The 24,730-nt window shown below is 38.1% G+C and carries 27 protein-coding genes and 2 pseudogenes; 22 read left to right on the forward strand and 7 right to left on the reverse strand.

From position 1 onward, the window contains the following. The 3 genes from EV693_RS08705 (at nt 1) to metK (ending at nt 3,138) form a co-directional block, all read left to right on the forward strand. On the forward strand, nt 1–420 hold the full coding sequence (locus EV693_RS08705; protein WP_207906503.1) for a biopolymer transporter ExbD: 420 nt from the start codon (nt 1–3) through the stop codon (nt 418–420). After that, complete coding sequence (locus EV693_RS08710; RefSeq protein ID WP_132501984.1) at nt 417–1,256, forward strand: energy transducer TonB; 840 nt, start codon at nt 417–419, stop codon at nt 1,254–1,256. Before EV693_RS08705 ends, EV693_RS08710 begins: the two co-directional genes overlap by 4 nt. A 727-nt stretch (nt 1,257–1,983) precedes the next feature. After that, on the forward strand, nt 1,984–3,138 hold the full coding sequence (gene metK / locus EV693_RS08715; RefSeq protein ID WP_132501985.1) for a methionine adenosyltransferase: 1,155 nt from the start codon (nt 1,984–1,986) through the stop codon (nt 3,136–3,138). Nucleotides 3,139–3,225: 87 nt separating this feature from the next. Here the strand turns inward: metK and EV693_RS08720 are convergent. After that, nucleotides 3,226–3,741: pseudogene (locus EV693_RS08720) on the reverse strand (formate dehydrogenase accessory sulfurtransferase FdhD); the annotation flags it as partial. Between the two features lie 3 nt (nt 3,742–3,744). Between EV693_RS08720 and EV693_RS08725 the strand changes: the two are divergent. The 3 genes and pseudogenes from EV693_RS08725 to lysS all read left to right on the forward strand — a co-directional run. After that, nucleotides 3,745–3,911, forward strand: a pseudogene (locus EV693_RS08725) (formate dehydrogenase accessory protein FdhE); the annotation flags it as partial. Nucleotides 3,912–4,046: 135 nt separating this feature from the next. After that, on the forward strand, nt 4,047–6,479 hold the full coding sequence (gene gyrB / locus EV693_RS08730; protein WP_132501986.1) for a DNA topoisomerase (ATP-hydrolyzing) subunit B: 2,433 nt from the start codon (nt 4,047–4,049) through the stop codon (nt 6,477–6,479). 48 nt (nt 6,480–6,527) lie between these two features. After that, nucleotides 6,528–8,033 (forward strand): lysine--tRNA ligase, encoded by a 1,506-nt coding sequence (gene lysS, locus EV693_RS08735; RefSeq protein ID WP_132501987.1) that lies wholly within the window; start codon nt 6,528–6,530, stop codon nt 8,031–8,033. A 117-nt stretch (nt 8,034–8,150) separates the two neighbouring features. On the opposite strand, the gene yfbV is transcribed toward lysS, so the two are convergent. Next, complete coding sequence (yfbV, locus tag EV693_RS08740) at nt 8,151–8,585, reverse strand: terminus macrodomain insulation protein YfbV (protein ID WP_132501988.1); 435 nt, start codon at nt 8,583–8,585, stop codon at nt 8,151–8,153. 134 nt (nt 8,586–8,719) lie between these two features. Here yfbV and EV693_RS08745 point away from each other — a divergent pair, with 134 nt between their 5' ends. From EV693_RS08745 to EV693_RS08800, 12 genes are all read left to right on the forward strand, one after another. Further along, nucleotides 8,720–9,451 (forward strand): hypothetical protein, encoded by a 732-nt coding sequence (locus EV693_RS08745; protein WP_132501989.1) that lies wholly within the window; start codon nt 8,720–8,722, stop codon nt 9,449–9,451. Next, on the forward strand, nt 9,451–10,014 hold the full coding sequence (locus EV693_RS08750; RefSeq protein WP_132501990.1) for a septation protein A: 564 nt from the start codon (nt 9,451–9,453) through the stop codon (nt 10,012–10,014). Before EV693_RS08745 ends, EV693_RS08750 begins: the two co-directional genes overlap by 1 nt. Further along, complete coding sequence (yciA, locus tag EV693_RS08755; protein ID WP_243694595.1) at nt 10,004–10,444, forward strand: acyl-CoA thioester hydrolase YciA; 441 nt, start codon at nt 10,004–10,006, stop codon at nt 10,442–10,444. Before EV693_RS08750 ends, yciA begins: the two co-directional genes overlap by 11 nt. 18 nt (nt 10,445–10,462) lie before the next feature. Then, complete coding sequence (locus EV693_RS08760) at nt 10,463–10,759, forward strand: YciI family protein (protein ID WP_132501992.1); 297 nt, start codon at nt 10,463–10,465, stop codon at nt 10,757–10,759. 177 nt (nt 10,760–10,936) lie between these two features. Further along, complete coding sequence (gene rplM, locus EV693_RS08765) at nt 10,937–11,365, forward strand: 50S ribosomal protein L13 (protein ID WP_132501993.1); 429 nt, start codon at nt 10,937–10,939, stop codon at nt 11,363–11,365. A gap of 15 nt (nt 11,366–11,380) precedes the next feature. Beyond that, nucleotides 11,381–11,776, forward strand: coding sequence for a 30S ribosomal protein S9 (gene rpsI, locus EV693_RS08770; protein WP_132501994.1), 396 nt, complete (start codon nt 11,381–11,383; stop codon nt 11,774–11,776). Between the two features lie 86 nt (nt 11,777–11,862). Next, a complete protein-coding gene (yaaA, locus tag EV693_RS08775; RefSeq protein ID WP_132501995.1) occupies nt 11,863–12,636 on the forward strand; it encodes a peroxide stress protein YaaA in 774 nt (257 codons plus the stop codon). Beyond that, the gene (locus EV693_RS08780; protein WP_132501996.1) at nt 12,636–13,187 is read left to right on the forward strand and encodes an ABC transporter ATPase; all 552 of its coding nucleotides are present in this window, start codon (nt 12,636–12,638) and stop codon (nt 13,185–13,187) included. Before yaaA ends, EV693_RS08780 begins: the two co-directional genes overlap by 1 nt. After that, nucleotides 13,188–14,090 carry a cation diffusion facilitator family transporter gene (locus EV693_RS08785; protein WP_132501997.1) on the forward strand — a complete coding sequence of 301 codons (903 nt, stop codon included), beginning with the start codon at nt 13,188–13,190 and terminating at the stop codon, nt 14,088–14,090. A gap of 54 nt (nt 14,091–14,144) precedes the next feature. Further along, nucleotides 14,145–14,909, forward strand: a complete 765-nt coding sequence (locus EV693_RS08790; RefSeq protein ID WP_132501998.1) for a Zn-ribbon-containing protein — start codon at nt 14,145–14,147, stop codon at nt 14,907–14,909. A gap of 176 nt (nt 14,910–15,085) precedes the next feature. Next, nucleotides 15,086–16,348 carry a serine hydroxymethyltransferase gene (gene glyA / locus EV693_RS08795; protein ID WP_132501999.1) on the forward strand — a complete coding sequence of 421 codons (1,263 nt, stop codon included), beginning with the start codon at nt 15,086–15,088 and terminating at the stop codon, nt 16,346–16,348. Nucleotides 16,349–16,468: 120 nt separating this feature from the next. Beyond that, entirely contained in the window at nt 16,469–16,759 is a 291-nt protein-coding gene (locus EV693_RS08800) for a DUF1294 domain-containing protein (protein WP_132502000.1), read from the forward strand. Here EV693_RS08800 and EV693_RS08805 read toward each other — a convergent pair. Next, the gene (locus tag EV693_RS08805; protein WP_132502001.1) at nt 16,731–17,357 is read right to left on the reverse strand and encodes a histidine phosphatase family protein; all 627 of its coding nucleotides are present in this window, start codon (nt 17,355–17,357) and stop codon (nt 16,731–16,733) included. The genes EV693_RS08800 and EV693_RS08805 overlap by 29 nt on opposite strands. Before the next feature lie 226 nt (nt 17,358–17,583). Here EV693_RS08805 and EV693_RS08810 point away from each other — a divergent pair, with 226 nt between their 5' ends. Both EV693_RS08810 and EV693_RS08815 read left to right on the forward strand, forming a co-directional pair. Next, nucleotides 17,584–18,153 (forward strand): UbiX family flavin prenyltransferase, encoded by a 570-nt coding sequence (locus tag EV693_RS08810; RefSeq protein ID WP_132502002.1) that lies wholly within the window; start codon nt 17,584–17,586, stop codon nt 18,151–18,153. A gap of 8 nt (nt 18,154–18,161) precedes the next feature. Continuing rightward, nucleotides 18,162–18,593 carry a PNPOx family protein gene (locus tag EV693_RS08815; protein WP_132502003.1) on the forward strand — a complete coding sequence of 144 codons (432 nt, stop codon included), beginning with the start codon at nt 18,162–18,164 and terminating at the stop codon, nt 18,591–18,593. 24 nt (nt 18,594–18,617) lie between these two features. Here the strand turns inward: EV693_RS08815 and hemW are convergent, their stop codons facing one another. The 3 genes from hemW to EV693_RS08830 all read right to left on the reverse strand — a co-directional run bounded on the left by hemW (nt 18,618) and on the right by EV693_RS08830 (nt 21,987). Further along, on the reverse strand, nt 18,618–19,781 hold the full coding sequence (gene hemW / locus EV693_RS08820) for a radical SAM family heme chaperone HemW (RefSeq protein ID WP_132502004.1): 1,164 nt from the start codon (nt 19,779–19,781) through the stop codon (nt 18,618–18,620). A gap of 162 nt (nt 19,782–19,943) precedes the next feature. Next, nucleotides 19,944–21,590, reverse strand: coding sequence for a bifunctional UDP-sugar hydrolase/5'-nucleotidase UshA (gene ushA, locus EV693_RS08825; protein WP_132502005.1), 1,647 nt, complete (start codon nt 21,588–21,590; stop codon nt 19,944–19,946). 34 nt (nt 21,591–21,624) lie between these two features. Continuing rightward, entirely contained in the window at nt 21,625–21,987 is a 363-nt protein-coding gene (locus tag EV693_RS08830; protein ID WP_132502006.1) for a diacylglycerol kinase, read from the reverse strand. 291 nt (nt 21,988–22,278) lie between these two features. Here EV693_RS08830 and sstT point away from each other — a divergent pair, with 291 nt between their 5' ends. Further along, complete coding sequence (gene sstT / locus EV693_RS08835) at nt 22,279–23,484, forward strand: serine/threonine transporter SstT (RefSeq protein WP_132502007.1); 1,206 nt, start codon at nt 22,279–22,281, stop codon at nt 23,482–23,484. A 63-nt stretch (nt 23,485–23,547) separates the two neighbouring features. Here the strand turns inward: sstT and EV693_RS08840 are convergent, their stop codons facing one another. Next, nucleotides 23,548–23,631 carry an IS3 family transposase gene (locus EV693_RS08840; RefSeq protein WP_424991512.1) on the reverse strand — a complete coding sequence of 28 codons (84 nt, stop codon included), beginning with the start codon at nt 23,629–23,631 and terminating at the stop codon, nt 23,548–23,550. Nucleotides 23,632–24,044: 413 nt separating this feature from the next. On the opposite strand from EV693_RS08840, the gene EV693_RS08845 reads away from it, so the two are divergent. Further along, nucleotides 24,045–24,730: hypothetical protein (locus EV693_RS08845; protein WP_132502008.1), on the forward strand; the 686-nt coding region annotated here is incomplete at its 3' end.

Consider the following 24,730-nt stretch of genomic DNA (forward strand, 5'->3'; position numbering starts at 1 on the left):
ATGATGAAATTTGAAAACTCTTCACAAGAAGAAATAAGCGAAATAAACGTTACTCCTTTTATTGATGTATTACTGGTTCTGCTGGTTATTTTTATGGTAACAATCCCAATTTCTACTGTTACTATTCCTTTAGAATTACCTGCAAGTAATAGTCAATCAACAGCATCAACTGATAAGCCTATTATATTATCATTGACGGCAGAAAATAAACTTTTTTTGGGTGATAAGCCAATAACGCATGAGCAATTAGCAGATAATGTTTATCAACAAACACAAGGCAATTTTAACTCAGTGATTTTTTTTCACATTGATAAGCAAGTAAATTATGCAGAACTGATGGGTGTGATGAATATTTTACGTCAAGCAGGTTACCTCAAAATCGGTTTAGTTGGATTAAATCAAGGTGAAGAAATGCAATGAAATACAGGGAGGCACATTTTCACTGGAGCATTGCTTTTATCTTATCAATTATGCTTCATTTGGCTATTTTTAGTTACATTTCTGCAAAAGAATCAGAGAAATCGACCGCTATCTCCAGCCATATGTTGATGGTAGAATTCTCAGATTTTCCCGAATCTATGGTTGTGAATATATCGGACTTGCCTATCGGTTTGTTGAAACAACAAAATTATGTTCAACAAGCTGTGCAAAATGTGGATAATTTTGATGAACCACCCATTGAACAAATGTTACCAGAAGTGAGTAAAACAATTGAAGCAGTAAAGCCGAACATTATTGCTAAAACGAAAAAGATAGGGGATTCTGAAAGCAAAAAGCAAGAAACGAAGAAAAAATTAAACAATAAGCCAAGAAAAGCCGAGTTATTGCAGCAAGTAGAGCAATCCAATGTTTCTTCTATTGAGCAATCCGCTTCTTCTCCGCCGCCAATGGAAGGGAGGCAACTTACTGCTCCAGTGAGTAGCTTAGCAGATAAGCAAGGTCGTACAAAAAACTGGCAAGCAATAGTATTAGCTCATTTAGCACATAATCAAGGTTATCCTTCAATGGCATTGGCTGGCGGAATAGAGGGCGTTGTACGAGTTAAAATAACAGTTGGGAGAGAAGGGCAAGTCAATCATATTGAGCTTCATGCCAGTAGTGGTTATCCCATATTAGATGACCACGCACTTGAACTAATTCGCCATAAATCGCCATTTCCTCCACCATTTCAAGAAGTTATTGGCAATCGTAATCAATTAACGATCAATTTACCAATTGCGTATAACATTAAACGCTACAAACGCAGTATAAAATAATGAAAAATAATACACTCTATTTTATTATATAGGTGATCTGTTTTTTACTTTTTGATAAGTAGCCGTTATCCTTTTGAATAGCAAATAAAATAACTACCATACTGTATGACCAAAGGTAATGTTATTTCTTCAATATCGCATTGTAATAGATCTTGTTCATATTTTGTTACTTCCAAAATCTTATAAAAGTCCATCAAAAAAGTCTCTAAATGGTGTTTCTGCAGAACCTGAAGTTGTTCCAAATAGACCTCCAATTCTTCCTCTAGATAGCTTCCCACGATATCTTTTGATTTTTCCGTCTACTATATATCATTAATAAAGTCTTTGGTTGCACTCTTCCTATGATGCTCAAATTCTCTCTATTTTTCTGATCAATCTATCGACTTTCTCACATCGAAATTATCCACAGAGATATTCCTTAAAATGTGTCATTCAAATCTCTTTAATTTAACCAAATAAAAACGACTCTTATCTAGTGAGTATCGATTGTAAATATATGCAATAGCTGCGGATCGCTTTTTTTGCTGTCTGGAAGTCTTATTTGTTGTATTTGGAGTAAAGGACGATTAGGTTGAGAAAGTAAAAATAATTTGCCCTTATGGACTAAAAAAATTATTATAGACGTCTAGACGGAAAAACATCTAAATGCAAAATTTTTGCAGATTCAGACCGCTTATCATTCAGACTGTTTGTTAATCAATAATGTTATAGATCAAAAGGATAAAAAATGGCTATTAATTTATTTACTTCTGAGTCAGTATCAGAAGGGCACCCAGATAAAATTGCAGATCAAATTTCTGATGCTGTATTAGATGAAATTCTTAAGCAAGATCCAAAAGCTCGAGTGGCGTGTGAAACCTACGTTAAAACGGGTATGGCGTTAGTGGGCGGGGAAATTACCACTTCTGCGTGGGTTGATGTGGAAAATTTGACCCGCCAAGTCATTTGCGATATTGGCTATCAGCATTCTGATATGGGCTTTGATGGACATTCTTGTGCTGTGTTGAATGCGATTGGTAAACAATCACCAGATATTAATCAAGGCGTGGATAGGGCTGATCCACTGGAGCAAGGGGCTGGTGATCAGGGCATAATGTTTGGATATGCGACGAATGAAACAGAGGTATTAATGCCAGCACCAATTACCTATGCTCATCGTTTAATGGAGCAGCAGGCTAAAGTGCGTAAATCGGGTAAATTAGATTGGTTGCGTCCTGATGCTAAGAGCCAATTAACCTTTGCGTATGAAAATAATAAAATTATTGGGATTGATGCGGTCGTACTTTCTACCCAGCACGCTGAGCAGGTTTCACAAAAAGAGTTGGTAGAAGGGGTGATGGAAGAAATTATTAAGCCTATTCTGCCAAGTGAGTGGTTAAATCAAAATACCAAATATTTTATCAACCCAACAGGACGTTTTGTGATTGGGGGACCGATGGGGGATTGTGGTTTAACAGGACGTAAAATTATTGTGGATACTTATGGTGGTGCGGCACGACACGGTGGTGGAGCATTTTCAGGTAAAGATCCATCTAAAGTGGATCGCTCTGCGGCTTATGCTGCACGTTATGTTGCAAAAAATATTGTTGCCGCAGGGTTGGCGGATCGTTGTGAAATTCAGTTGTCCTATGCAATTGGTGTCGCAGATCCAACGTCTATTATGGTGGAAACTTTTGGGACAGGTAAAGTATCAAATGAAACGTTGGTGAAATTAATTTATCAACACTTTGACTTACGTCCTTACGGTTTAATTCAAATGTTGGATTTAATTCGTCCAATTTATCGTGAGACTGCGGCTTATGGACATTTTGGTCGTGAGCATTTCCCTTGGGAAAAAACTGACAAGGCTGATGTATTGCGTGATGCCGCTGGTGTGAAATAACAGGCAATTTGTTGTTGAAATAGTCATTAATAGCTTATATAGAAATAAATAGCGAGTGAAAACTCGCTATTTTTTCGTTGATGATTATCAAATTAAACAAATGCGTCGCTCGCCAGAATAAAGGGTTGTTTTATTTTGGCGTGTAAAAGCAAGTAGGCTGAAATGATTTTGACGTGCAATTTGTATTGCCATTACGGTTGTAGCAGAAATGGCATATAGCATTTCAATGCTACAAGCAAGGCATTTTTGTACCATTTCAAACTAGCTCGGCTGGTAGTGAAAACAAAGCCTAATGGGCTTTCTGATTTAGCGTACCAACCCAGTAATTTATCAAGGGCAACGTGTCTGCCGACATCTTCTCGAATCGCTAATAATTCCCCTGTAGGGGTAAAATGCAGCAGTGTGGTCTGCTCCTGTTCGCTGTGAGGGTTGTTGAGCAGCTTCAAGCTGAATTAAGCAATAGTTGAAAATAGTGGGATTAAGTGTTTGCAAGCGGTTAGATTGTTTAAAATTATTGCAATGTTGTTTTACTTGAGCAAGTTGTTCCACACCACAAATACCGCAGCTTGTTCTGCCAGCCATTGTCCTGTGTTTTTCTTTTAGATAGAAAGTTGTGGTGATTGTAATAGTTATTTAAAGCGGTATATCAAGAGAAAGATCCGTATGTTGAGCCAATTGCTGATGATTTAGCGACTTTATTCCTTGATGCTGAGATGGAGCAAAAAAGTTTTGCCAGAAGTACGATAAATCCTTTTCTTTCCCCTTCCGAATAGCTTTAGTCTAAGAGGCGGTTTTCTATGGCTGCTTCGATTTCGTTACATTCTCTTTCTCTCAAATTTCTGCTATACTCACGCCCAATTTTCAGCAGAATTGCTGATTTCCATTTTTTACAATAATTAGGAATGACAATGTCTGAACAAAATCAACCAAATAGCTATGATTCTTCAAGTATTAAGGTCTTGAGAGGGCTTGATGCGGTGCGTAAACGCCCAGGTATGTATATTGGGGATACTGATGATGGCACAGGATTACATCATATGGTCTTTGAGGTTGTGGATAATGCGATTGATGAAGCATTAGCAGGACATTGTAAAGATATTGTGATTACAATTCATTCTGATAATTCTGTTTCTGTGCAAGATGATGGGCGTGGTATTCCTGTTGGCATTCACCCAGAAGAAGGCGTGTCTGCCGCTGAGGTCATTATGACAGTATTACACGCAGGTGGTAAATTTGACGATAACTCTTATAAGGTTTCAGGTGGTTTACACGGCGTTGGGGTTTCGGTTGTAAATGCCTTGTCATCTAAATTGCAACTGACTATCCGCCGTGAAGGGAAGGTTCACGAGCAGTTTTATACGTTGGGTGAGCCTGATGCACCGCTAGGCGTTATTGGAGAAACGACCAAAACAGGAACAACAGTTCGTTTTTGGCCAAGCTATGATATTTTTAAAAATAAAACAGAATTTGAATACAAGATTTTATCAAAGCGTTTGCGTGAGTTATCTTTTTTGAATTCAGGTGTTTCAATCCGATTAGTTGATGAACGTGATAATAACGAAGAGCATTTTAAATATGAAGGTGGCATTCGTGCTTATGTAGAGTATTTAAACGAAGGTAAAAACCACATTCACCCAACACCTTTTTACCTTTCCACAGAAAAAGATGGCATTGGTGTAGAGGTGTCGTTGCAGTGGAATGATAGCTATAACGAAAATGTGTACTGTTTTACCAATAACATTCCGCAGCGTGATGGCGGTACGCATTTAGCGGGTTTTCGTGGTGCATTAACACGAGCATTAAAAAGCTATATGGACAATAGTGGTAAGTTGAAAAAAGCTGATGCCAATATTGATGCGTCAGGTGATGATGCTCGTGAGGGATTGGTAGCGGTCATTTCAGTAAAAGTGCCTGATCCAAAATTTTCCTCGCAGACTAAGGATAAATTGGTGTCATCTGAAGTTCGTCCAGCGGTTGAGAGTTCAATGAATGAGGCGTTACAAGCCTATTTATTGGAAAATCCTAATGATGCACAAAGTATCGTTTCTAAAATTATTGATGCAGCACGAGCGAGAGAAGCAGCCCGTAAGGCTCGAGAAATGACAAGACGTAAAGGGGCGTTAGATTTAGGCGGCTTACCAGGGAAGTTAGCCGATTGTCAAGAGAAAGATCCTGCATTGTCGGAATTGTATCTCGTGGAAGGCGATTCTGCTGGAGGTTCTGCAAAACAAGGGCGAGATCGTAAGAATCAAGCTATTTTACCGTTAAAGGGAAAAATTTTGAATGTGGAAAAAGCACGTTTTGACAAAATGCTTTCTTCTCAAGAAGTTGCAACGCTGATCACGGCATTAGGTGCGGGTATTGGGCGTGATGAATATAACATTGAAAAATTGCGTTACCATAAAATTATTATTATGACCGATGCAGACGTAGATGGTGCACATATTCGTACTTTGTTATTAACATTCTTTTACCGCCAAATGCCAGAGCTAATCGAGCGTGGCTACGTTTATATTGCCCAGCCCCCCCTTTATAAAGTGAAAAAAGGTAAGCAAGAAAAATATATTCAAGATGACGCAGAGATGATTCAGTATGAGTTAGCGATTGCTTTAGATGGTGCGGCACTTTATGTCAGTGAGAATGCACCAGCATTAAACGGATTAGCGTTAGAAAACCTGATTTCAGAGTATAATGGCGTTCAGAAATTATTTGAGCGTCTTGTTCGTCGTTATCCTTTGGCATTGTTGAATGAGTTGATTTATCAGACAGATTTATCTGCTGAATTTGCAAAAGATCAAGAAAAAGTAACCGCTTGGACTGATCAGCTTGTGAAGCAATTAAATGAAAAAGAGGCAAACGGAGCAAGTTATCAAGCGAATGTTTTCTATAATATGGAACGGCATATTTATGAACCTGAAGTGGTCGTAACCGCACATGGTATGAATACCATATATCGTGTTGATTTTAATTTTATTCATTCTAATGAGTATGCACGTATTACCAAACTAGGTGGGCAGTTGCGAGGGCTACTTGAACCAACTGCTTATGTTGTGCGTGGAGAGCGTCAGCAGGCGATTGCAAGTTTTGAAGAAGCCATTGATTGGTTTGTTAAAGAGTCTCGTAAAGGGCTGACTATTCAGCGTTATAAAGGGTTGGGTGAAATGAATCCTGCACAACTTTGGGAAACAACGATGGATCCTGTGGTGCGGAAAATGTTGCAAGTTACGATTACAGATGCGGTAGCAGCGGATAAGTTATTTACTACATTAATGGGTGATGATGTTGAGCCTCGTCGTGATTTTATTGAAAGTAATGCACTTTATGCAAACCTAGATATTTAGATAACAAGCTGAACTAATAGTCAATTAAAAGTAGATAAAGGATATATGATGACTGAACAATTAGAAAATCAAGAGTTAGATTTTAATGGTGAAATGCTGGCTCGTCGTGATAAGTTAGCACAGTTACGCACTCAAGGAAATGCTTTTCCAAATACATTTCGTCGTGAAGACAAAGCGGCTGATTTACACAAAAAGTATGGTGAAATGGACAGTGAAGTGTTAAAGGAGCAAGCTATTCCTGCCGTTGTTGCAGGGCGAATTATGCTTCGTCGTGCAATGGGTAAAGCGACGTTTATTACCATTCAAGATGTGAGTGGTAAAATTCAGCTTTACGTTGCACGAGACAATTTGCCAGCAGGTGAATATGAAAAGACCATTTCTCTTCTTGATTTAGGTGATATTGTTGGCGTAAAAGGAACGTTATTTAAAACGAAAACTGGCGAATTAACGGTTCGTGCAAGTGAGTTACAATTATTAACCAAAGCGTTACGTCCTTTGCCAGATAAACATAAAGGATTGACTGACCAAGAAACACGCTATCGTCAGCGTTATTTAGATTTAATCGCAAATGAAGAATCTCGCCGAGCTTTTGTGATTCGTTCCAAAGTCGTATCAGGTATCCGTCAGTTTTTCTTGGAAAAAGACTTTATTGAAGTTGAAACGCCAATGCTCCAAGTGATTCCAGGTGGTGCAGCGGCAAAACCATTTATTACGCATCATAATGCATTAGATGTAGATATGTATTTGCGTATTGCACCAGAGTTATATTTAAAACGGCTTGTGGTGGGCGGTTTTGAGCGAGTGTTTGAGCTTAATCGTAATTTCCGTAACGAGGGCGTTTCTGTTCGTCATAATCCTGAATTTACGATGATCGAATATTATCAGGCTTATGCTGATTATGTTGATTTAATGGACAATACCGAAGAACTATTGCGTAAGTTAGCATTAGATATTTTAGGTACCACAACAGTGCCTTACGGTGAATATGTTTTTGATTTTGGTAAGCCGTTTGAACGCATTACTATGCACGATGCAATTGTGAAATATGGTAACGGTATTCAACGTGCCGATTTGGACAGTTTTGAAAAAGCACTTGAAATTGCTAAAGGGTTGAATATTGAAATCCAAAAATCGTGGGGGCTTGGTTCGGTCGTGAATGCTATTTTTGAAGAGGTAGCAGAACATCAGCTTATTCAGCCGACATTTTTAATGGCACACCCTGCCGAAATTTCACCACTTGCACGCCGTAATGATGAAAACCCAGAGGTTACTGATCGTTTTGAATTATTTATTGGTGGGCGTGAAATTGGAAATGGTTTCTCTGAATTAAATGATGCAGAAGATCAAGCGGAACGTTTCCAAGCACAAGTTGCAGCAAAGGAAGCTGGAGATGATGAGGCGATGTTCTATGATGATGATTTTGTTGTTGCACTTGAGCATGGCTTACCGCCTACAGCAGGCGAAGGATTAGGGATTGATCGCCTAGCAATGATTTTTGCGAATGCACCTTCAATTCGTGATGTGATTCTTTTCCCAGCGATGCGTCAGAAGTAATTGTTAAAAAAGAAGTAATTGTTAAAAAGCACTTATGTTACAAGCGGTCGATTTTTTGCAAAATTCTGCAAATTTCTGACCGCTTGTGTTTTTTCTTTCTTCCTCACCAAGCTATTTTTATAACTCATCAAAGTAGCTATCTCCCAGTACCTTTTCAGCAAGTTGTAATAGTTCAGCAAAGTCTTGATAAGAAGGGACGGCTTGATCATCGATTTTACATTGCTGCTGTATCAATTTTTGACGCAATGTTTCGTACCATTCTAATAACGAGAGAGGTAAAGGTGATGTTGCTCGTCTGCCTAGTAAAAATAGTCCTTGGAATGGAATACTGAGGGCGAAAAGTGCAGTGATTAGGGCATTGACTAGAATGGACTGCTCTGGGTCATCAAAAAAATATTGCCAAAAGAAGGCAAAGCAGGCGAAAGCTGGCATATATTTTGCTGCAAATTTGATCCATTTGATAAGCCGATAGTCAGGCATAAATAGGTTCAGTTTTTTCTGATTTGGGTAAGTGTTGAGATAACGTTGCCCTGCTTGAATTGTGTTATACATAATTTCCTTGCCCTGCTAAATCTTACAGTCATTAGAACTAACCATTCTAGAACTTGAACGGCAAATCTACAATAGCGAAATGATTGAACTATTGCTATACTTCAGCACTTTTAGATTTATGTTGAGGAGAGAAAATGCAGATCAATTTTCTAAAGTTGTTACAAGATAGCTGGAATTTTATACGCAATCATTCTTATTTTAGCCTAATGAGCTTCGCTGTGTTGTTGGTGATAAGCTATGTTCAGTTTTATTCTGTCCCTAACGTTGCAGAAATTCAGCAGGCTGCACCAGCAGAAACTGCTTTATTCGTGATGCTTGATCGATTTGAGATTTTCTTATTATTTGGCTTTCTGGGTACGTTATTTAACATTTTAGTGATCTTGAATATCAAAGCAATTACCGAGGGACATTATCAACATTTTTTTCAACATACTTTTCAAGCATCTAAAGCATTATTATCTGTCGTTATCTTGTATATCATTATCTCGTTGCCATTTAGTTTAGGTATCGCCTTGATATCTGATCTGTTGAACAGCAGTACTATAGGTCTTCTTGTCCTTATTTTTGGTGTCTACTTTTTTGTTAGGCTCTCTTTAGTTGTGTATATGTATTTACTTGAAACGTCACAGAACGGTATTGGGCAAACATTAAAATTGAGTTGGCAACTGAGCCATAATCGGTTTAAACCCATATTTTTATTTTGCTTAATTGTTTATTTTTTGTTTGGCTTACTTGAAATGTGGCTTGGTGGATATGTGGATAATATTTTAGTTATTTCGCCTGTGGTTAAGGCTGCAATCAATTATTTTATTATTGTTTTTAGCTTTCGATTTTATCAAGTTTACCGCCAGCAAGGAGTTAAATAATGAAGCAATTACTGGACTTTTTGCCACTTGTGCTCTTTTTTATTCTTTATAAAACCTATGGCGTGCAAGAGGCTGCGTTGGGGTTGGTTGTGGCAACGGTCATTCAGCTAGCCTTACTAAAAGTGCTTTATAAGAAGATTGAAAAATCTCAATGGGTTACAGGTGGTTTTGTTATTTTTTTCGGATTATTGACCGCTTATTTTAATGAATTAGCCTTTTTAAAATGGAAAGTTACTATTATTAACCTACTTTTTGCAATGGTGCTTTTAGTTAGTCAATTTATTTTTCACAAGCCACTTATTCAGATTCTTTTAGGTAGAGAATTAACCTTGCCTCAACATATTTGGCATAAATTAAATATTAGTTGGGCTGGATTTTTTATTTTTTGTGCAGTGATTAATATTGTGATTAGTGAATATTTTTCTGATGATGTGTGGACAAATTTTAAAGTCTTTGGATTAACAGGATTAAGTCTGTTGGCAGTGTTGATAACAGGTTTCTATCTTTACCCTTACCTAAAACAATCTTCAGAACTGGAAAATGAGGAGCAAAATGACAAATAAAGAAAATCGCCAACCAGATGGTACACTTATTTTGCGTACACTCGCAATGCCATCAGATACAAATGCTAATGGGGATATTTTTGGCGGCTGGATAATGTCGCAAATGGATATGGGAGGTGCTATTCTTGCGAAGGAATTAGCACAGGGCAGAGTGGTTACTGTTTCAGTCGAAAGTATGAGCTTCCTGCGTCCTGTTGCCGTAGGTGATGTGGTCTGTTGCTATGGAAAGTGTATCAAAGTTGGACGAACTTCACTGAAAGTAAAGGTAGAAGTTTGGATAAAAAAAGTAGCAGATGGAATTGGAGAACGTTACTGTGTTACAGAGGCGTTGTTTACTTTTGTTGCGATTGATAAAAACGGAAAACCTCGTCCTGTTCCTCGTGAGAACAATGCTGAACTTAATGAGATTTTAAAATTAATTGAATCCTAATGAAACTTGGAGCGATATATGTATTATGTGATTTTTGCACAAGATGTGCCGAACAGTTTAGAAAAACGCCTAGCTGTGCGTGAGAAACATTTGGAACGGTTAAGACAGTTACAATGTGAAGGGCGATTATTAACGGCAGGTCCAAATCCTGCCATTGATGATGAAAATCCCCAAGAAGCAGGCTTTACAGGTTCAACAGTGATTGCTGAATTTGATTCTCTTGAGATTGCAAAGCAGTGGGCGAGTGAAGATCCTTACATTGCAGCAGGTGTATACGGTGAGGTGATCGTTAAACCTTTTAAAAAAGTTTTCTAAATTGAGTAAAAATTTTTCACTTTTTTGTAAAAGTCTGTATAATTCCGACACCCTGTTTTTGCTTAGATTTCCCGCTAAGCAAGTTTGGTTAGAATAAATTCGAAGGGATTGAATTCTGCCGCTAAGGTAATATTCGAACGAATATTGGGTTATAAACTAAATTTTGGTATTAAATTAATGAAAACTTTTGTAGCAAAACCAGAAACAGTAAAACGTGACTGGTATGTAGTAGATGCGACAGGTAAAACTTTAGGTCGTTTAGCTACTGAATTAGCACGCCGTCTTCGTGGTAAACACAAGGCAGAATATACTCCGCACGTTGATACAGGTGATTACATTATCGTTATTAATGCAGAGAAAGTAGCAGTAACTGGCAAGAAAGAAACCGATAAGCTTTACTACTGGCACACTGGCTATGTAGGTGGTATTAAACAAGCTACCTTTAAAGAAATGATTGCTCGTCGTCCAGAAGCTGTGATTGAAATTGCAGTAAAAGGTATGTTACCGAAAGGTCCTTTGGGTCGTGATATGTATCGTAAATTAAAAGTTTACGCAGGTAGCGAACATAACCACGCTGCGCAACAACCACAAGTTTTAGATATTTAATCACGGAGCATAAAAATGACAGTAGCAAATCAAAATTACGGCACAGGTCGCCGCAAAAGCTCTTCAGCTCGTGTGTTTATCAAACCGGGCACTGGTAATATTACAATCAACCAACGTTCTTTAGAAGTTTACTTCGGGCGTGAAACTGCACGAATGATCGTGCGTCAGCCATTAGAATTGGTTGAATTAACCGATAAATTAGACCTTTATATTACTGTAAAAGGTGGTGGTATTTCAGGTCAAGCGGGTGCTATCCGTCACGGTATTACTCGTGCATTGATGGAATATGACGAAAGTTTACGTCCAGCATTGCGTGCAGCGGGCTTTGTTACCCGTGATGCTCGTCGTGTTGAGCGTAAAAAAGTGGGTTTACACAAAGCACGTCGTCGTCCACAATACTCAAAACGTTAATTTTATGTTATCAAAGGCAGGATTATCCTGCCTTTTTCTATTTAGTTCATTCTGTCTCAATTCAGGTAATTTCATTAAAATTTACTATGTTAGCTATTATTTCACCTGCCAAAACGCTTGATTTTTCAAAGCCAGTAGAGAACTTTGCAAATTCAGTACCCAAATTGACCGCTTACAGCCAGCAACTAATTGATATTTGTAAAAAATTGTCTCCACAAGAGGTTGCTTCTTTGATGTCAATTAGCGATAAGTTAGCCAGTTTAAACGTTGCTCGTTTTGCCCAATGGCAGCTAAATCATACCAAAGACAACGCAAAGCCTGCTTTATTTGCTTTTAAAGGTGATGTCTATACAGGGCTTGATGCTGAAACACTATCAGCACAACAAGTGGATTATGCACAGCAGCATTTGCGTATTCTTTCTGGTTTATATGGTTTACTTTGTCCATTGGATTTGATGCAGCCTTATCGGCTGGAAATGGGAACAAAGCTAAAAAATCCAAATGGAAAAGATCTCTATCAGTTTTGGGGGAATGTGATCACCGATTATTTACAACAAGCCATTGATGAACAAGGTGATAATATTCTGATTAATTTAGCTTCTGATGAATACTTTAATGCGGTTAAAGTGAGTGCATTATCCGCTAGAATTATTAAACCTATTTTTTTAGATGAAAAAAATGGCAAGTTTAAGGTGATTAGTTTTTATGCTAAAAAAGCACGGGGAATGATGGTGCGTTTTATACTTGAGCAGCAACCTAACTCGGTGGACGCATTAAAATCCTTCAATTTAGGAGGCTATTGGTTTGATGAAGAGACCTCTTCAGAAAATGAGTGGGTGTTTAAACGAGAAGCTTGCTAATGAGATTGCTTCGTTGGCTTAAATTGAGTGTTATCTATTTATTAACAAGCTGTACTCTGTTGTCATCAGCAGATTTTGTAGTGCCTAGTGTTGTGAATTTTAAGGGTGTCATTTATCAAAAAGTAACAGATACTTCTCTTGATGCTATGCAGCAAATGTTATATCTAGCACAAGATAGCACAAAAGATCCGAATAATTGGCAACAAGGTGTTCTAATTTTTTTGGATAAAAATAAGACGGGAAAAACGCTACAATCTCGGGTAGCATTACGTCAGCAACATTTTCGTCAGCAAAACACATTGGCAAAAATAATGCTTACTGATCAAGAACTTCGCACCGAAGTGATTTATCCGCCGACAGAACGTTTTGATAATGTGCAATTAGAAATCACTCGAGGTCGAGACTCTCACTGCGGCTACAGCCAAATTCAATTTGCAGAAAAGCGGTCAATTTCTGCAAAAAATTGGCAAAATCTAACCGCTTATCAGCAAGCATTATCAACGCTTGCCAATGAGTTTGCACAGCTTCCTTGGTTAATTGAGTGTCATTAAATGCAGCAAGAATATACAAAATATGTAAAACGAGCCGCTAGTTTTGCGATTGTCGTTGCAGTCGTGCTGATTGTGATTAAAGCCTTTGCGTGGTGGCAAACGGGTTCAATGGCAATTTTAGCAGCAATGACAGATTCGTTGGTCGATCTTTTTGCTTCTATCACTAATATTGTGGTGTTGCGTTTTGCTTTACAGCCTGCTGATGATAACCATACTTTTGGACACGGAAAAGCCGAATCGCTGGCAGCACTAGTGCAAAGTGCATTTATAATGGGGTCAGCAGCTTTTTTGTTGTTGCAAGGTATACAGCGTCTTACTGATCCGCAATGGGTCCAAAGTAGCGAATTAGGTATGATAGTGAGTCTGATTTCTATTGCTATCACTGCAATATTAGTTTGGTATCAACAAAAAGTTGTGCGTTTGACCCAAAGCCCAGCTATTCAAGCAGATTCATTACATTATCAAACAGATTTATATATGAATGCGGCTATATTGGTGGCAATGTTGCTGAATATGCAAGGTATCATTTATGCTGATGCAATTTTTGCAATTGGGATTGCATTTTATATTTTATACAATGCAGCTAAGATGTTATGGGAAGCAATACAATCCTTACTTGATCAGGCATTGCCACAAGAGGAGATTGATCTGATTTGGACAATTGCATTGGAACACCCTCGTATTATCAGTATTCACGATTTAAAAACTCGCCGAGCTGGAGCTGTGCGGTTTATTCAATTGCATCTAGAGCTAGACGATGACTTACCGCTTGTTGTTGCACATAATATTACTGATAGCTTAGAGCAGAAATTACTGCAGGCTTTTCCTCTTTCCGAAGTGATTATTCATCAAGAGCCGACAAGCGTTGTTAAACAAGAAAACGCAACACAAGACAAGCGATAATTAAGTAAAAATTCAGGTAAAAATAAAAATGAGGAATAATGATGGAAGGTCGTAATGTTTCGTGCTGTTGCTTATTTTAGCTATCAAGATTTTAAACAAGACCCTGTGTTGTTGATTAACCAAGTCGTTAATCAATGGCGATTAAATGGGCAAATTATGGGGCGTGAAGTGGCGGTTACACATCGAATAGAAAATGCTCAAGCACAGTTTGAAGTTCATCTTTGTTTACCTGAACAAGTTAGCTTATTCAATGAAAATAATAATGTATTCGTCAGCGAAGCATTGCTACAAGCGGAAGAAAATGGTGTGGCACTGGAGGCATTTGAAATTCTTGGTAGAGACTATCAAGCAGAAGAAACGAGTTGTACTGTATCTGAATTTCAACTACTTTATACCACGCATCTAGATAGCTGCTCTCCGCTTTACAATGGAGAAACTTTTCAGCCCATTCCGCTGTATAATTTGAGTGATTATCCTGAATTGACAGAGAAACTCATAAAATGGCAAGAAAATTGGCAGGCATGTGATCAGTTACAGATGAACGGTGGAGTGCTTGAAATGCAAGCATTAGCTGAAATTTCAGAATATCATAGTCAATTAAGCCAGCAAGGGCTGGAATTGGCTAAAACAGTTGAAAAAATTACTCATATTCCAACTTTTTATTATCTTTATCGTTTAGGTAAAGATGTTGTGCAAGAGCAGCAACGGCATTGTCCTAATTGTCAAGGTCATTGGCGGTTAGCAGAACCATTGCACGATATTTTTCACTTTAAGTGTGATCGCTGCCGATTAATCTCAAATTTAAGTTGGGAGCTTTAGTTGGGACTTGGCGGAAAAACTGCGTTTTAGTAAGCGGTGATTTTCTATTCAGTTTTTGCAAAGATATACTAAATAAAATTTAATAAAGACTACCTAAATAAATTAAAAGTGCGTAGAATAGTGCTGTTTTTATTTACGCAAACGTTTACTTAAAGTTTAATTTATAGGAGTTCCTGATGTTAAGACGTGATATGAATATCGCAGATTATGATCCAATTTTATGGCAAGCTATTCAAGATGAAAATCGCCGCCAAGAAGAGCATATTGAGCTTATCGCATCAGAAAACTATGCCAGCCCACGAGTGATGGAAGCTCAGGGTTCACAATTCACTAATAAATATGCGGAAGGTTATCCTGGTAAACGTTACTATGGTGGCTGTGAATATGCGGATATTGTCGAGCAATTAGCCATTGATCGTGCTAAAGAACTATTTGGGGCGGATTATGTGAATGTGCAGCCACATTCTGGTTCACAAGCAAACGCAGCCGTTTATATGGCTCTATTGCAGCCACACGATACCATTCTTGGTATGAGTTTAGCACACGGCGGGCATTTAACGCACGGGGCGTCTGTGAGTTTCTCGGGCAAAATTTATAATGCAGTGCAATATGGCATCACAGCTGAAGGCTTTATTGATTACGATGATGTGCGTCAAAAAGCATTAGAATCTAAACCAAAAATGATTGTTGCAGGCTTTTCTGCATATTCGCAAGTGGTAGATTGGGCGAAAATGCGTGAAATTGCGGACGAAGTAGGAGCGTATTTATTTGTGGATATGGCTCACGTTGCAGGTTTAATTGCAGCAGGTGTTTATCCAAGCCCATTACCACACGCTCACATTGTTACTACAACAACCCATAAAACACTTGGCGGACCTCGTGGTGGCTTAATTCTGTCTAATGCAAAAGATGAAGAACTCTATAAAAAACTGCAATCTGCTGTGTTCCCAGCAGGACAAGGTGGACCGCTTGTTCACGTTATTGCAGCAAAAGCAGTGTGTTTTAAAGAAGCATTAGAACCTGAATACAAGATTTATCAAACTCAAGTCATTAAAAATGCGAAGGCGATGGTGGAAGTGTTCAAGCAGCGTGGTTATAACGTTGTCTCTAACGGTACAGAGAACCACTTATTCCTCGTTGATTTAGTTAGCCACGGTTTGACAGGCAAAGCAGCGGACGGTGCATTAGGGAAAGCCAATATTACGGTAAATAAAAATGCAGTGCCAAATGACCCTCAGAAACCATTTATTACCTCTGGTATTCGTATTGGTACGCCATCTGTTACACGTCGTGGTTTTAAAGAAGCAGAAGTAAATCAGCTTGCAGGCTGGATTTGTGATGTGCTAGATGCTATCGGTAAAGAAAATGAAGCCAGCGTGATTGAAGCCACCAAAGCAAAAGTGCTAGACATTTGTGAACGTTTACCTGTTTATCCCTAATTGCAAAATTTTGATAAGAAATGACCGCTTATTCTATTAGGAGCCATTTCGTAAAATTTGATAAAGCCTCATTATTGAGGCTTTATATCTTATACCGTTCAGAAAAAGAATTAAACGAGAATGCTATTTTTTATATTGCTTTATTTTATTATCGTGAACTTATTAAGTTTCATTATGATGCTTCGTGATAAAAAATTAGCACAACAAAAAAAGTGGCGAATTCCTGAGTCTAATTTACTCTTTTTATGTTTTTGTGGTGGTGGAATTGGGACATTTCTTGCAATGAAATATTTTCGCCATAAAAGCAAACATTGGAAGTTTCATATCAGTGTGTTAATTTCAATTGCAGTTTGGCTATGGTTAATTCCTACGTTTTACTTTTTTATGATGGTAAATGATCAACGTTATTAAATTGAATTAATTCTATCTTTTGGTTATCAACTTTTACCACACTGATAGCCGTATTTGCAACAAAAGTGTGTAAATCAGGGTTGCGGAAGTTATGCCAATGTATGCCTTTCAGAACAGCAGTCAGCAATGTGAGTGTCATACCGTGCGAAACCACTAAAATATTATCCCCATCTTTATGTTGTGCTACGATTTGCTCAATAGCATTCATTACACGTTTGTGAAGCTGATCAATCGTTTCCCCTTTATTTTCAATAGCTTGATAACTTTTAGGATCGGTTCTTAGCAAGATATATTCGGGATTTTCTGCCAATTCTGCTGAACGTTTACCTTCCCAAGAACCAAAATGGATTTCGTTTAAACCTCGATGATGAAAATGAGGGATATTTCTGTCGCCAATAATAAAATCTGCTGTATCCTGTGCTCTTTTCATCAGGCTTGAGTAGCAAGCATTAAATGCGACATCAGCAAGAGCTTTTCCTGTCAGTTTAGCTCCCTGAATACCCTCTTCTGTAAGTGGCGAATCTCCAGTCCCCTGCAATAGCCCTAAGGTATTCCATTCAGTACGTCCGTGGCGAATTAAATAAAGATGAATAGCCATTTTTTCTCCTAATATTAATTTCTAAAGCCTTGCCAGCCAGTAATTTCCAAATAACCTAAAATAAACGTAAATATAACATATAAAATAATTGTTGGTTAGTTTGATACCTTTATAATAATTCTGTTTAAAAATAAATAAGATGATAAGTTATACTTCGTTTATCTGTTTTCTTTATTTATTTTTATATGATAATGCCATTATATCTTGAGCTATTTAAGGATAGAATATGACAACAAAGCGTATAGTGATTGGGATTAGTGGGGCGAGTGGTTTTCAGTATGGTTATACTGCATTGAAAATTATTCGTCAAATTGAGGGAGTTGAGAGCCACTTGGTTGTGTCTCAAGGGGCACAATTGACTCGTCAATATGAAACGGGTATTTCTGCTGATGAGGTATTGGCGTTAGCTGATGTGGTGTATCCTATTCAAAATTTGGGAGCCAGTATTGCAAGTGGCTCATTTAAAACATTAGGCATGTTGGTGGCTCCTTGCTCAATGCGAACGCTGGCTTCAATTGCTCACGCATTGAGCGATAATCTTTTATCTCGAGCGGCTGATGTGGTGCTTAAAGAACGTCGGAAGTTGGTGCTGATGGTGCGAGAAACGCCACTTAACTTAGCACATTTAGACAATATGCGAAAAGTAACAGAAATGGGGGGGATTATTTTTCCGCCTGTGCCAGCACTGTATCATCAGCCTAAGAGTGTTGAAGAGATTATTTCTCACAGCGTTACTCGTGCGTTAGATTTATTTGATATTGATGTGCCTGATGTGGCACGTTGGGTAGGAAAATAGAGACTGATATGAATCCAATTTCAACAACCATTGCGGAATTTATTGCGAAAAATCATCTTGTGAGTCTAGCTTGCCAAGATGAGCAAGAACTATGGTGTGCAAACTGTTTTTATGCGTTTGATCGTGAAAATTGCCGTTTAATTATTTTGACTAAAAGTACGACGAAGCACGGTATGATGATGTTAAAAAATAGTCGAATTGCAGGTACAATTGCTCCTCAAAGCGAGAGTATTCGTCATATTGCAGGTGTTCAATTTGTGGCAAATGCACGCTGTTTAAACGGTAATGAAAAAGAGGTTGCTCATCGGTATTATAGTGCGAGACACCCAATTGCAGCACTGATTCCAAGCGAGGTATGGGAAGTTAAATTTGAGCAAATTAAATACACTAATAACAAAATGGTATTTGCTAAAAAAGAGTATTGGAATGCTACAGATTAAGTTAATAGCCTCTCATTTCATAAGTTAATTGTTTTCTAGAAAGCTTTCTAGTAGATCATTTAGAAATAACTTACCGTGTTGTGTGATCTGCCAGTGGGAAGGGGTTTCAGTCAGGTAGTTTTTACCTAGAGCCTGCTCAATGATAGGCTGAATTGTTTGATAGTTTAAGCCTGTGAATGCTTCAAATTCTTTTTTCGGTGTAGGTTCAAGCAGGCGAAAGCGATTCATAAAAAATTCAAAGGGACGATCAGTTAGCTTAATATTGTGTGTTTGGTATAAATAATCACCTCTCATATAACCTTTAGGATGTTTGGTTTTACTAAAACGTATAATTTCGCCTGTTGATGAGCTAATTTTGCCGTGTGCTCCGCAGCCAATGGCTAAATAATCGCCAAAACGCCAATAGTTTAAATTATGCTGACATTGATAACCTTGTTTGGCATAGGCGGACGTTTCATATTGTTCATAACCTGCTTGTGTAATCAGTTGATGACCTTGCTCGAAAATATCCCACAATTCATCGTCATCAGGTAGTGTGGGCTGCCGATAGTAGAACATCGTGTTAGGTTCAATGGTTAGTTGATACCAAGATAAATGTGGTGGAGAGAGTGAAATGGCTTTTTGTAAATCATCTAGTGCTTGCTTGACGGATTGGTTCGGTAAGCCGTGCATTAAGTCTAAATTAAAACTAGATAAACCATATTTTGCAGCATTTTGAGCAAAACTAACCGCTTGTATGGCTTCTTGGCTATCATGAACTCGACCTAGTTTTAATAATTTCTCGCTTTCAAAACTTTGAATGCCCATTGAAATTCGATTTACCCCACCTTGTGCGTAGCCGATAAAACGTTCAGCTTCAGCAGTACCAGGGTTAGCTTCAAGGGTAATTTCAATTTTCGGGTTAAAATCAATTTGTTGGTGAATTTGAGTTAATAAATAATGGATACTTTCGGCTGAAAAAAGACTTGGTGTGCCACCGCCAATAAAAATAGAGTGAAGTTTTCTGCCATTAATATTGGCTTGGTAGCGATGTAAATCTTGACGCAAATCTGCTAGTAAATGCTCAATATAGTCAGTTTCTGGGATAATCCCTTTTTGTGCGTGTGAATTAAAATCACAGTAAGGGCATTTTTGTACACACCAAGGGATATGAATATATAAACTCAGCGGAGGTAACGAAAGATTCACGATATCCTACTTAAATCAATAATGAAAAGACAACGAAAGATTAAAAATTTAAAAGCCAATAAATAAAGAAGGCAAAAAGACAGCCTGCCAAAATTTTGACTGATTTTGGCAGGCTATATGGCGGATTGCAAATTATTTTACGAATTTAGCCGCTTTTGTGTGTTATTTATAAATGATGTCATCTTTTGGTGCATATTTTGAGGGATCAATTGGCGAGTTTTCCTCAAAATATTTTTTCAACATTTCTGCATCAATAAAGCCAGTGTTTACATAGCTTGGGTGTTTTTTCAATACAGGATAGCCATCGCCACCGCCAGCGGCATAGTCTGGTACGGATAGTTTATAGACCTTCTTCAAATCCAATGCTTTACCGCCAATTTTCACATTTGAGACTTGTTTCGCTTGGCGATCAACGATCATAGACACACCTGCAAATTGAGGGTAGGCACCCATATCCACATCTTTAAGTGCAACAACATTCAAGTAGTCTAGTAATTCTTGACCTGTTAAATCAACCGTTGCAATCATATTACCAAATGGTTGAACGGTAAGAAGATTTTTGTAGGTAACCTCTCCCTCTTCAATTGAGGCACGGATACCGCCAGAATTCATTACGCCAATGTCTGCTTTAACACGTTCCATTTGAGATTGTGCAATTAAACGACCTAAATTGGTTTGTTGGAAACGAATGATTTCTCTCGCCCCTTCAAGTTTACCTCCTTTTACTTCCCCCACTTTCACTCCAAGTAATTTATCGCCCTCATCTTGGTAAGTTTTTAAGTGGTTGAATACAGCTTGGTCTTCAGCAATTTCATCTTGATAAAGTTTGTATTCGCTTTTCCCATCAGCCAATTTAATTTTTTGTTTGAGATTAATTGGAATGAGCTGATACTTGACCAGTTTTGTCTCGCCGTTTTTAAATTCAAAATCAGCACGCCCTAAGAACTTACCCCATTCGCCAGCTTGAACAATCCAAGAGCCATTTTGGAAATCGGGTTGGCACGCTTCACCTGGGGTATATTTCGCTTTAAATTGACCTTTATCATCAATACAAACGGTATCGTGTGTATGCCCACCGATAATCAAATCAAATGCCCCTTTATCAAGACTACGAGCTAAGCTAACATCACCTGGTGCATTCATTCCGTGTTTGCCGTCAAAATAGTATCCCATATGCGTTAATGCAATACGCACATCAGGTTTTTCCGTTTTATTGAGTTCTGCTAATGTGGTTTTAGCTGCTGCGATCGGATCATTGAAGATAACGTGATCAACCACATCAGGATTACCTAATTTTGCTGTATCTTCAGTAGTGAGTCCAACGACAGCAATTTTTAGACCGCCTTTATCAAAGGTTACATACGGTTTGACTAATGGTTTATTGGTTTGTTTATTGATCACGTTTGCGGAAATAAGGGGAAATTTTGCCCATTTTTCTTGTAGTTGCAGCACTTGCATTGGGAAATCAAATTCGTGATTACCTAATACCGCAGTATCTACCCCTAACATATTCATTCCTTCTATATCAGGTTTTGCATTTTGCATATCTGACTCAGGCACACCTGTATTGAAATCGCCCGCATGAAGTAAAATCACTTCGCCACCTTTTGCTGCCACTTCTCTACTAACATTGTCAATAGCGGTTTTTTGTGCGGCAAAGCCATATTCGCCTTTATCGTTTTTCCAGAAATGACCGTGTGTATCATTCAAATGTAGTACTGTGAATGAATAGGTTTTATCTGCTTCATACGCCATCGCCGAAGTTGTGCTAGCGAGTACTAAAGCAAGTAATGTTTTGTTAAATTTCATAAGATTTCCTATTATTGAAGTGATGAGTAAAATATTAATAAAACAGTATTAGCAGCCAAGTAATCACAAAAATAAGCATTGCAATAAACACAGCAGCGGAGCCGATATCTTTTGCTCTGCCAGATAATTCGTGAAAATTGCTACTGATTCGATCCACTACATTTTCAATGGCACTATTGAGTAATTCTGCCATTAAAACTAATAACACCGAACCAACTAACAGTATTTTTTCTACCACATTATCGCCTAAAAAGAAACCACTTGGGATCAATAAAAAAGAAAGCCACACTTCTTGACGAAATGCAGCTTCGTATTTATATGCTGATTTAAGTCCTTTCATTGAATAGCCCGCAGCACGGATTATACGTCTAAAATCAGCCTTATTTTCAGGTTTCATTCCATTACTCTTTAAAAATTTGCGGATTATGCCACCGCTATTCATTGTATAAATTAGCTGTAACTGAGTTGTTTACCAGCGACGCACTAATTCTAACCAAAATCTGTCAAATTTGAAATAACTTTGTAAAAATTGTAAAAAAATATAATCGTATTGCAAACTTTTTATGGGAAATGACCGCTTAACTATTCCCTTATTGAGTAATTTCAGCTAATCTTTCAGCCGATTTTATATAGGGCTAGCTGTCTAGACTGTTCATTTTATGAGTGATTTATGTTTACAGGAAATGTTATGAGTCAATCAATATTAAAAAAAATCCTTGATGGTAATTTAGTTTTACGAATTTCTGTAGGATTAGTGCTAGGGATTATTCTAGCACTTGTTCAACCTGAAATTGCAAAAGATGTCGGTGTACTAGGGCAATTTTTTGTTAAATCATTGCGTGCGATTGCACCTATTTTAGTTTTTGTACTCGTGATTGCTGCCATTGCCAATAAGGAAGTTGGGAGTGATGGACGTTTAAAGCCTATTTTAGTGCTTTATGTGTTAGGCACATTTTTGGCCGCACTAACGGCGGTTGGATTAAGTTATTTGTTCCCAACAACCTTAGAGTTGGTCGCTAGTCCTGATAATCTCAGTCCACCTCAAGGCGTATGGGAAGTGCTAAAAACCGTTATTTTTAACTTAGTGGATAATCCATTAGGGGCGATTACTAATGGGAACTTTATCGGTATTTTAGCGTGGTCGATTGGATTAGGTGCTGCTTTACGTCATTCAGCTCCTAGTACGAAAGTTTTTTTAAGTGATATGTCAAATGCGGTTTCTTTTGTTGTAAAAGTTGTGATTGCATTCGCTCCGATTGGCGTATTTGGTTTAGTGGCAGAAACGGTAGCGGTAAATGGCTTAGATGCGTTTGAGGGGTATGCAAGATTGCTTGCGGTATTACTTGGTGCAATGGCTATTGTTACCTTTATTTTAAATCCACTTTTAGTTTTTTGGAAAATCCGCCGCAATCCATACCCACTCACATTTACTTGCTTGCGTGAAAGTGGTGTAACTGCCTTCTTTACTCGTAGCTCTGCTGCAAATATTCCTGTGAATATGGGGCTTGCCAAACGCCTTGGCTTAAAAGAGGAAATTTATTCTGTATCTATCCCATTAGGTGGCACAATTAATATGGCGGGTGCGGCGATTACGATTACGGTTTTAACACTTGCAGCGGCTTATACGCAGGGTATTCAGCCAGATTTTGCAACAGCATTATTATTAAGTTTTGTGGCTTCGATTTGTGCTTGCGGCGCTTCAGGTGTTGCTGGTGGTTCACTTTTATTAATTCCGTTAGCTTGTAGCTTATTTAATATTCCAAATGACATTGCGGCTCAAGTGATTGGAGTAGGGTTTGTCATTGGAGTAATTCAAGATTCTGCCGAAACGGCATTGAATTCTTCAACTGATGTGCTTTTTACTGCTGCTGTCAGTATGTCAGACGATAAGTAGTTAGTGAGATAACATTTGTTTAGTAGCCAGATCGTTATGATCTGACCCTAAAAAGTTAGACAACTATTTGAAGGATTGAGTACGGCATTGTATGGAACTCAATCCTTTTAATGTTGGTTGAACTCGCTCATTGTTGTAATATGCAATGTAATCGTAAGGGTTTGTTCAAGCTCTGCATAGGTTTTAAACGCCTTGCCGTCGTAGCATTCCGCTGTCACTCTTCTTCCCTCCTTATCAGCAACTCCAACTTTTTAGGTAAGCGACCTCTGTTCGCAAACGCAGGTTTTCAAGCTCCAATTCTTCGAGCTGATTTAATCAGTTGGAGGTTAGTCGAACTAATTAAGGAGCAGACAATATTCGGCTTTTTTATTGAATTTCATATATTCCCCATACTGTGGTATTCGCACTGCTTTTCCTCTTTAGCTAAAACAAAAAATAAAATTTTTACCTATTTTGAGCGTAGTCGCTTGACAAAATATGCGGGGGGGGGGGGATAATCCGTGGTTAAGTCGCTGTCTGTATTAGACAGCGTAATATTACTTAACTTGGAGAATAATGTTATGCAAAAATCTGTGTTTAGCTTAAAGAAGTCTGTGATTGCCTTGGCTGTGTTGAGTGTGAGTGGTGTGGGGGTGGCGAATACTAGTACAGTTGATAATCCTACGCCAGATAACCTGAGTGTTGCCAAAATAAAGCATAGTTTGGGAGATGAAAAGTATAATCAAGCGATGAAAAATCAAGTTTTAGGCAATATTAAGACCGAACTTGAACTTCTTACTCTCAATAATTTTGCGGGAATTGCTTATAATAGCGTACATGCGAATGGTGTTTATAAACGTATTGAAGAAAAAGAAAAATTATCATTTCCTATTGGGAGACAACAAAATCTACAAGAAGCAGTGAAATTTTACGTTAATGTTATTGGTCGACTGTCAGATAATACAAAAATAATAGACAATATTCAAAATGGTGAAAAAACTGAAATTAGAGATTTAGCTAAACAAGTACAGAAAATACTAAAAGATAGGGAAGGCTCCAATTCAGAATTGATAAAAATGGTGGAATTTCTGAAGAAAACATACCCGAATGATGGTCCCAAAGACGCCGCCCTAATCGCCGCCCTAAAGAACCAGTCTATTATCAATCAGAAGCTACAAGAACTGACGGTTGGTTCACATAAACAATTAAAGCTAGACATTGACCGTTTGGACGATGTGGTGAAGGGACATAGGGAGGAGATTAATTG

Origin of the sequence: Nicoletella semolina, assembly GCF_004345745.1 — a bacterium.
Classification (GTDB): domain Bacteria; phylum Pseudomonadota; class Gammaproteobacteria; order Enterobacterales; family Pasteurellaceae; genus Nicoletella; species Nicoletella semolina.

Bases quoted from the DNA above. Each gene is read 5' to 3' on its own strand.
- EV693_RS08705 (WP_207906503.1), top strand. From the start codon at position 1: ATGATGAAATTTGAAAACTCTTCACAAGAAGAAATAAGCGAAATAAAC.
- EV693_RS08710 (WP_132501984.1), top strand. From the start codon at position 417: ATGAAATACAGGGAGGCACATTTTCACTGGAGCATTGCTTTTATCTTA.
- metK (WP_132501985.1), top strand. From the start codon at position 1,984: ATGGCTATTAATTTATTTACTTCTGAGTCAGTATCAGAAGGGCACCCA.
- gyrB (WP_132501986.1), top strand. From the start codon at position 4,047: ATGTCTGAACAAAATCAACCAAATAGCTATGATTCTTCAAGTATTAAG.
- lysS (WP_132501987.1), top strand. From the start codon at position 6,528: ATGACTGAACAATTAGAAAATCAAGAGTTAGATTTTAATGGTGAAATG.
- yfbV (WP_132501988.1), bottom strand. From the start codon at position 8,585: ATGTATAACACAATTCAAGCAGGGCAACGTTATCTCAACACTTACCCA.
- EV693_RS08745 (WP_132501989.1), top strand. From the start codon at position 8,720: ATGCAGATCAATTTTCTAAAGTTGTTACAAGATAGCTGGAATTTTATA.
- EV693_RS08750 (WP_132501990.1), top strand. From the start codon at position 9,451: ATGAAGCAATTACTGGACTTTTTGCCACTTGTGCTCTTTTTTATTCTT.
- yciA (WP_243694595.1), top strand. From the start codon at position 10,004: ATGACAAATAAAGAAAATCGCCAACCAGATGGTACACTTATTTTGCGT.
- EV693_RS08760 (WP_132501992.1), top strand. From the start codon at position 10,463: ATGTATTATGTGATTTTTGCACAAGATGTGCCGAACAGTTTAGAAAAA.
- rplM (WP_132501993.1), top strand. From the start codon at position 10,937: ATGAAAACTTTTGTAGCAAAACCAGAAACAGTAAAACGTGACTGGTAT.
- rpsI (WP_132501994.1), top strand. From the start codon at position 11,381: ATGACAGTAGCAAATCAAAATTACGGCACAGGTCGCCGCAAAAGCTCT.
- yaaA (WP_132501995.1), top strand. From the start codon at position 11,863: ATGTTAGCTATTATTTCACCTGCCAAAACGCTTGATTTTTCAAAGCCA.
- EV693_RS08780 (WP_132501996.1), top strand. From the start codon at position 12,636: ATGAGATTGCTTCGTTGGCTTAAATTGAGTGTTATCTATTTATTAACA.
- EV693_RS08785 (WP_132501997.1), top strand. From the start codon at position 13,188: ATGCAGCAAGAATATACAAAATATGTAAAACGAGCCGCTAGTTTTGCG.
- EV693_RS08790 (WP_132501998.1), top strand. From the start codon at position 14,145: ATGTTTCGTGCTGTTGCTTATTTTAGCTATCAAGATTTTAAACAAGAC.
- glyA (WP_132501999.1), top strand. From the start codon at position 15,086: ATGTTAAGACGTGATATGAATATCGCAGATTATGATCCAATTTTATGG.
- EV693_RS08800 (WP_132502000.1), top strand. From the start codon at position 16,469: ATGCTATTTTTTATATTGCTTTATTTTATTATCGTGAACTTATTAAGT.
- EV693_RS08805 (WP_132502001.1), bottom strand. From the start codon at position 17,357: ATGGCTATTCATCTTTATTTAATTCGCCACGGACGTACTGAATGGAAT.
- EV693_RS08810 (WP_132502002.1), top strand. From the start codon at position 17,584: ATGACAACAAAGCGTATAGTGATTGGGATTAGTGGGGCGAGTGGTTTT.
- EV693_RS08815 (WP_132502003.1), top strand. From the start codon at position 18,162: ATGAATCCAATTTCAACAACCATTGCGGAATTTATTGCGAAAAATCAT.
- ushA (WP_132502005.1), bottom strand. From the start codon at position 21,590: ATGAAATTTAACAAAACATTACTTGCTTTAGTACTCGCTAGCACAACT.
- EV693_RS08830 (WP_132502006.1), bottom strand. From the start codon at position 21,987: ATGAAACCTGAAAATAAGGCTGATTTTAGACGTATAATCCGTGCTGCG.
- sstT (WP_132502007.1), top strand. From the start codon at position 22,279: ATGAGTCAATCAATATTAAAAAAAATCCTTGATGGTAATTTAGTTTTA.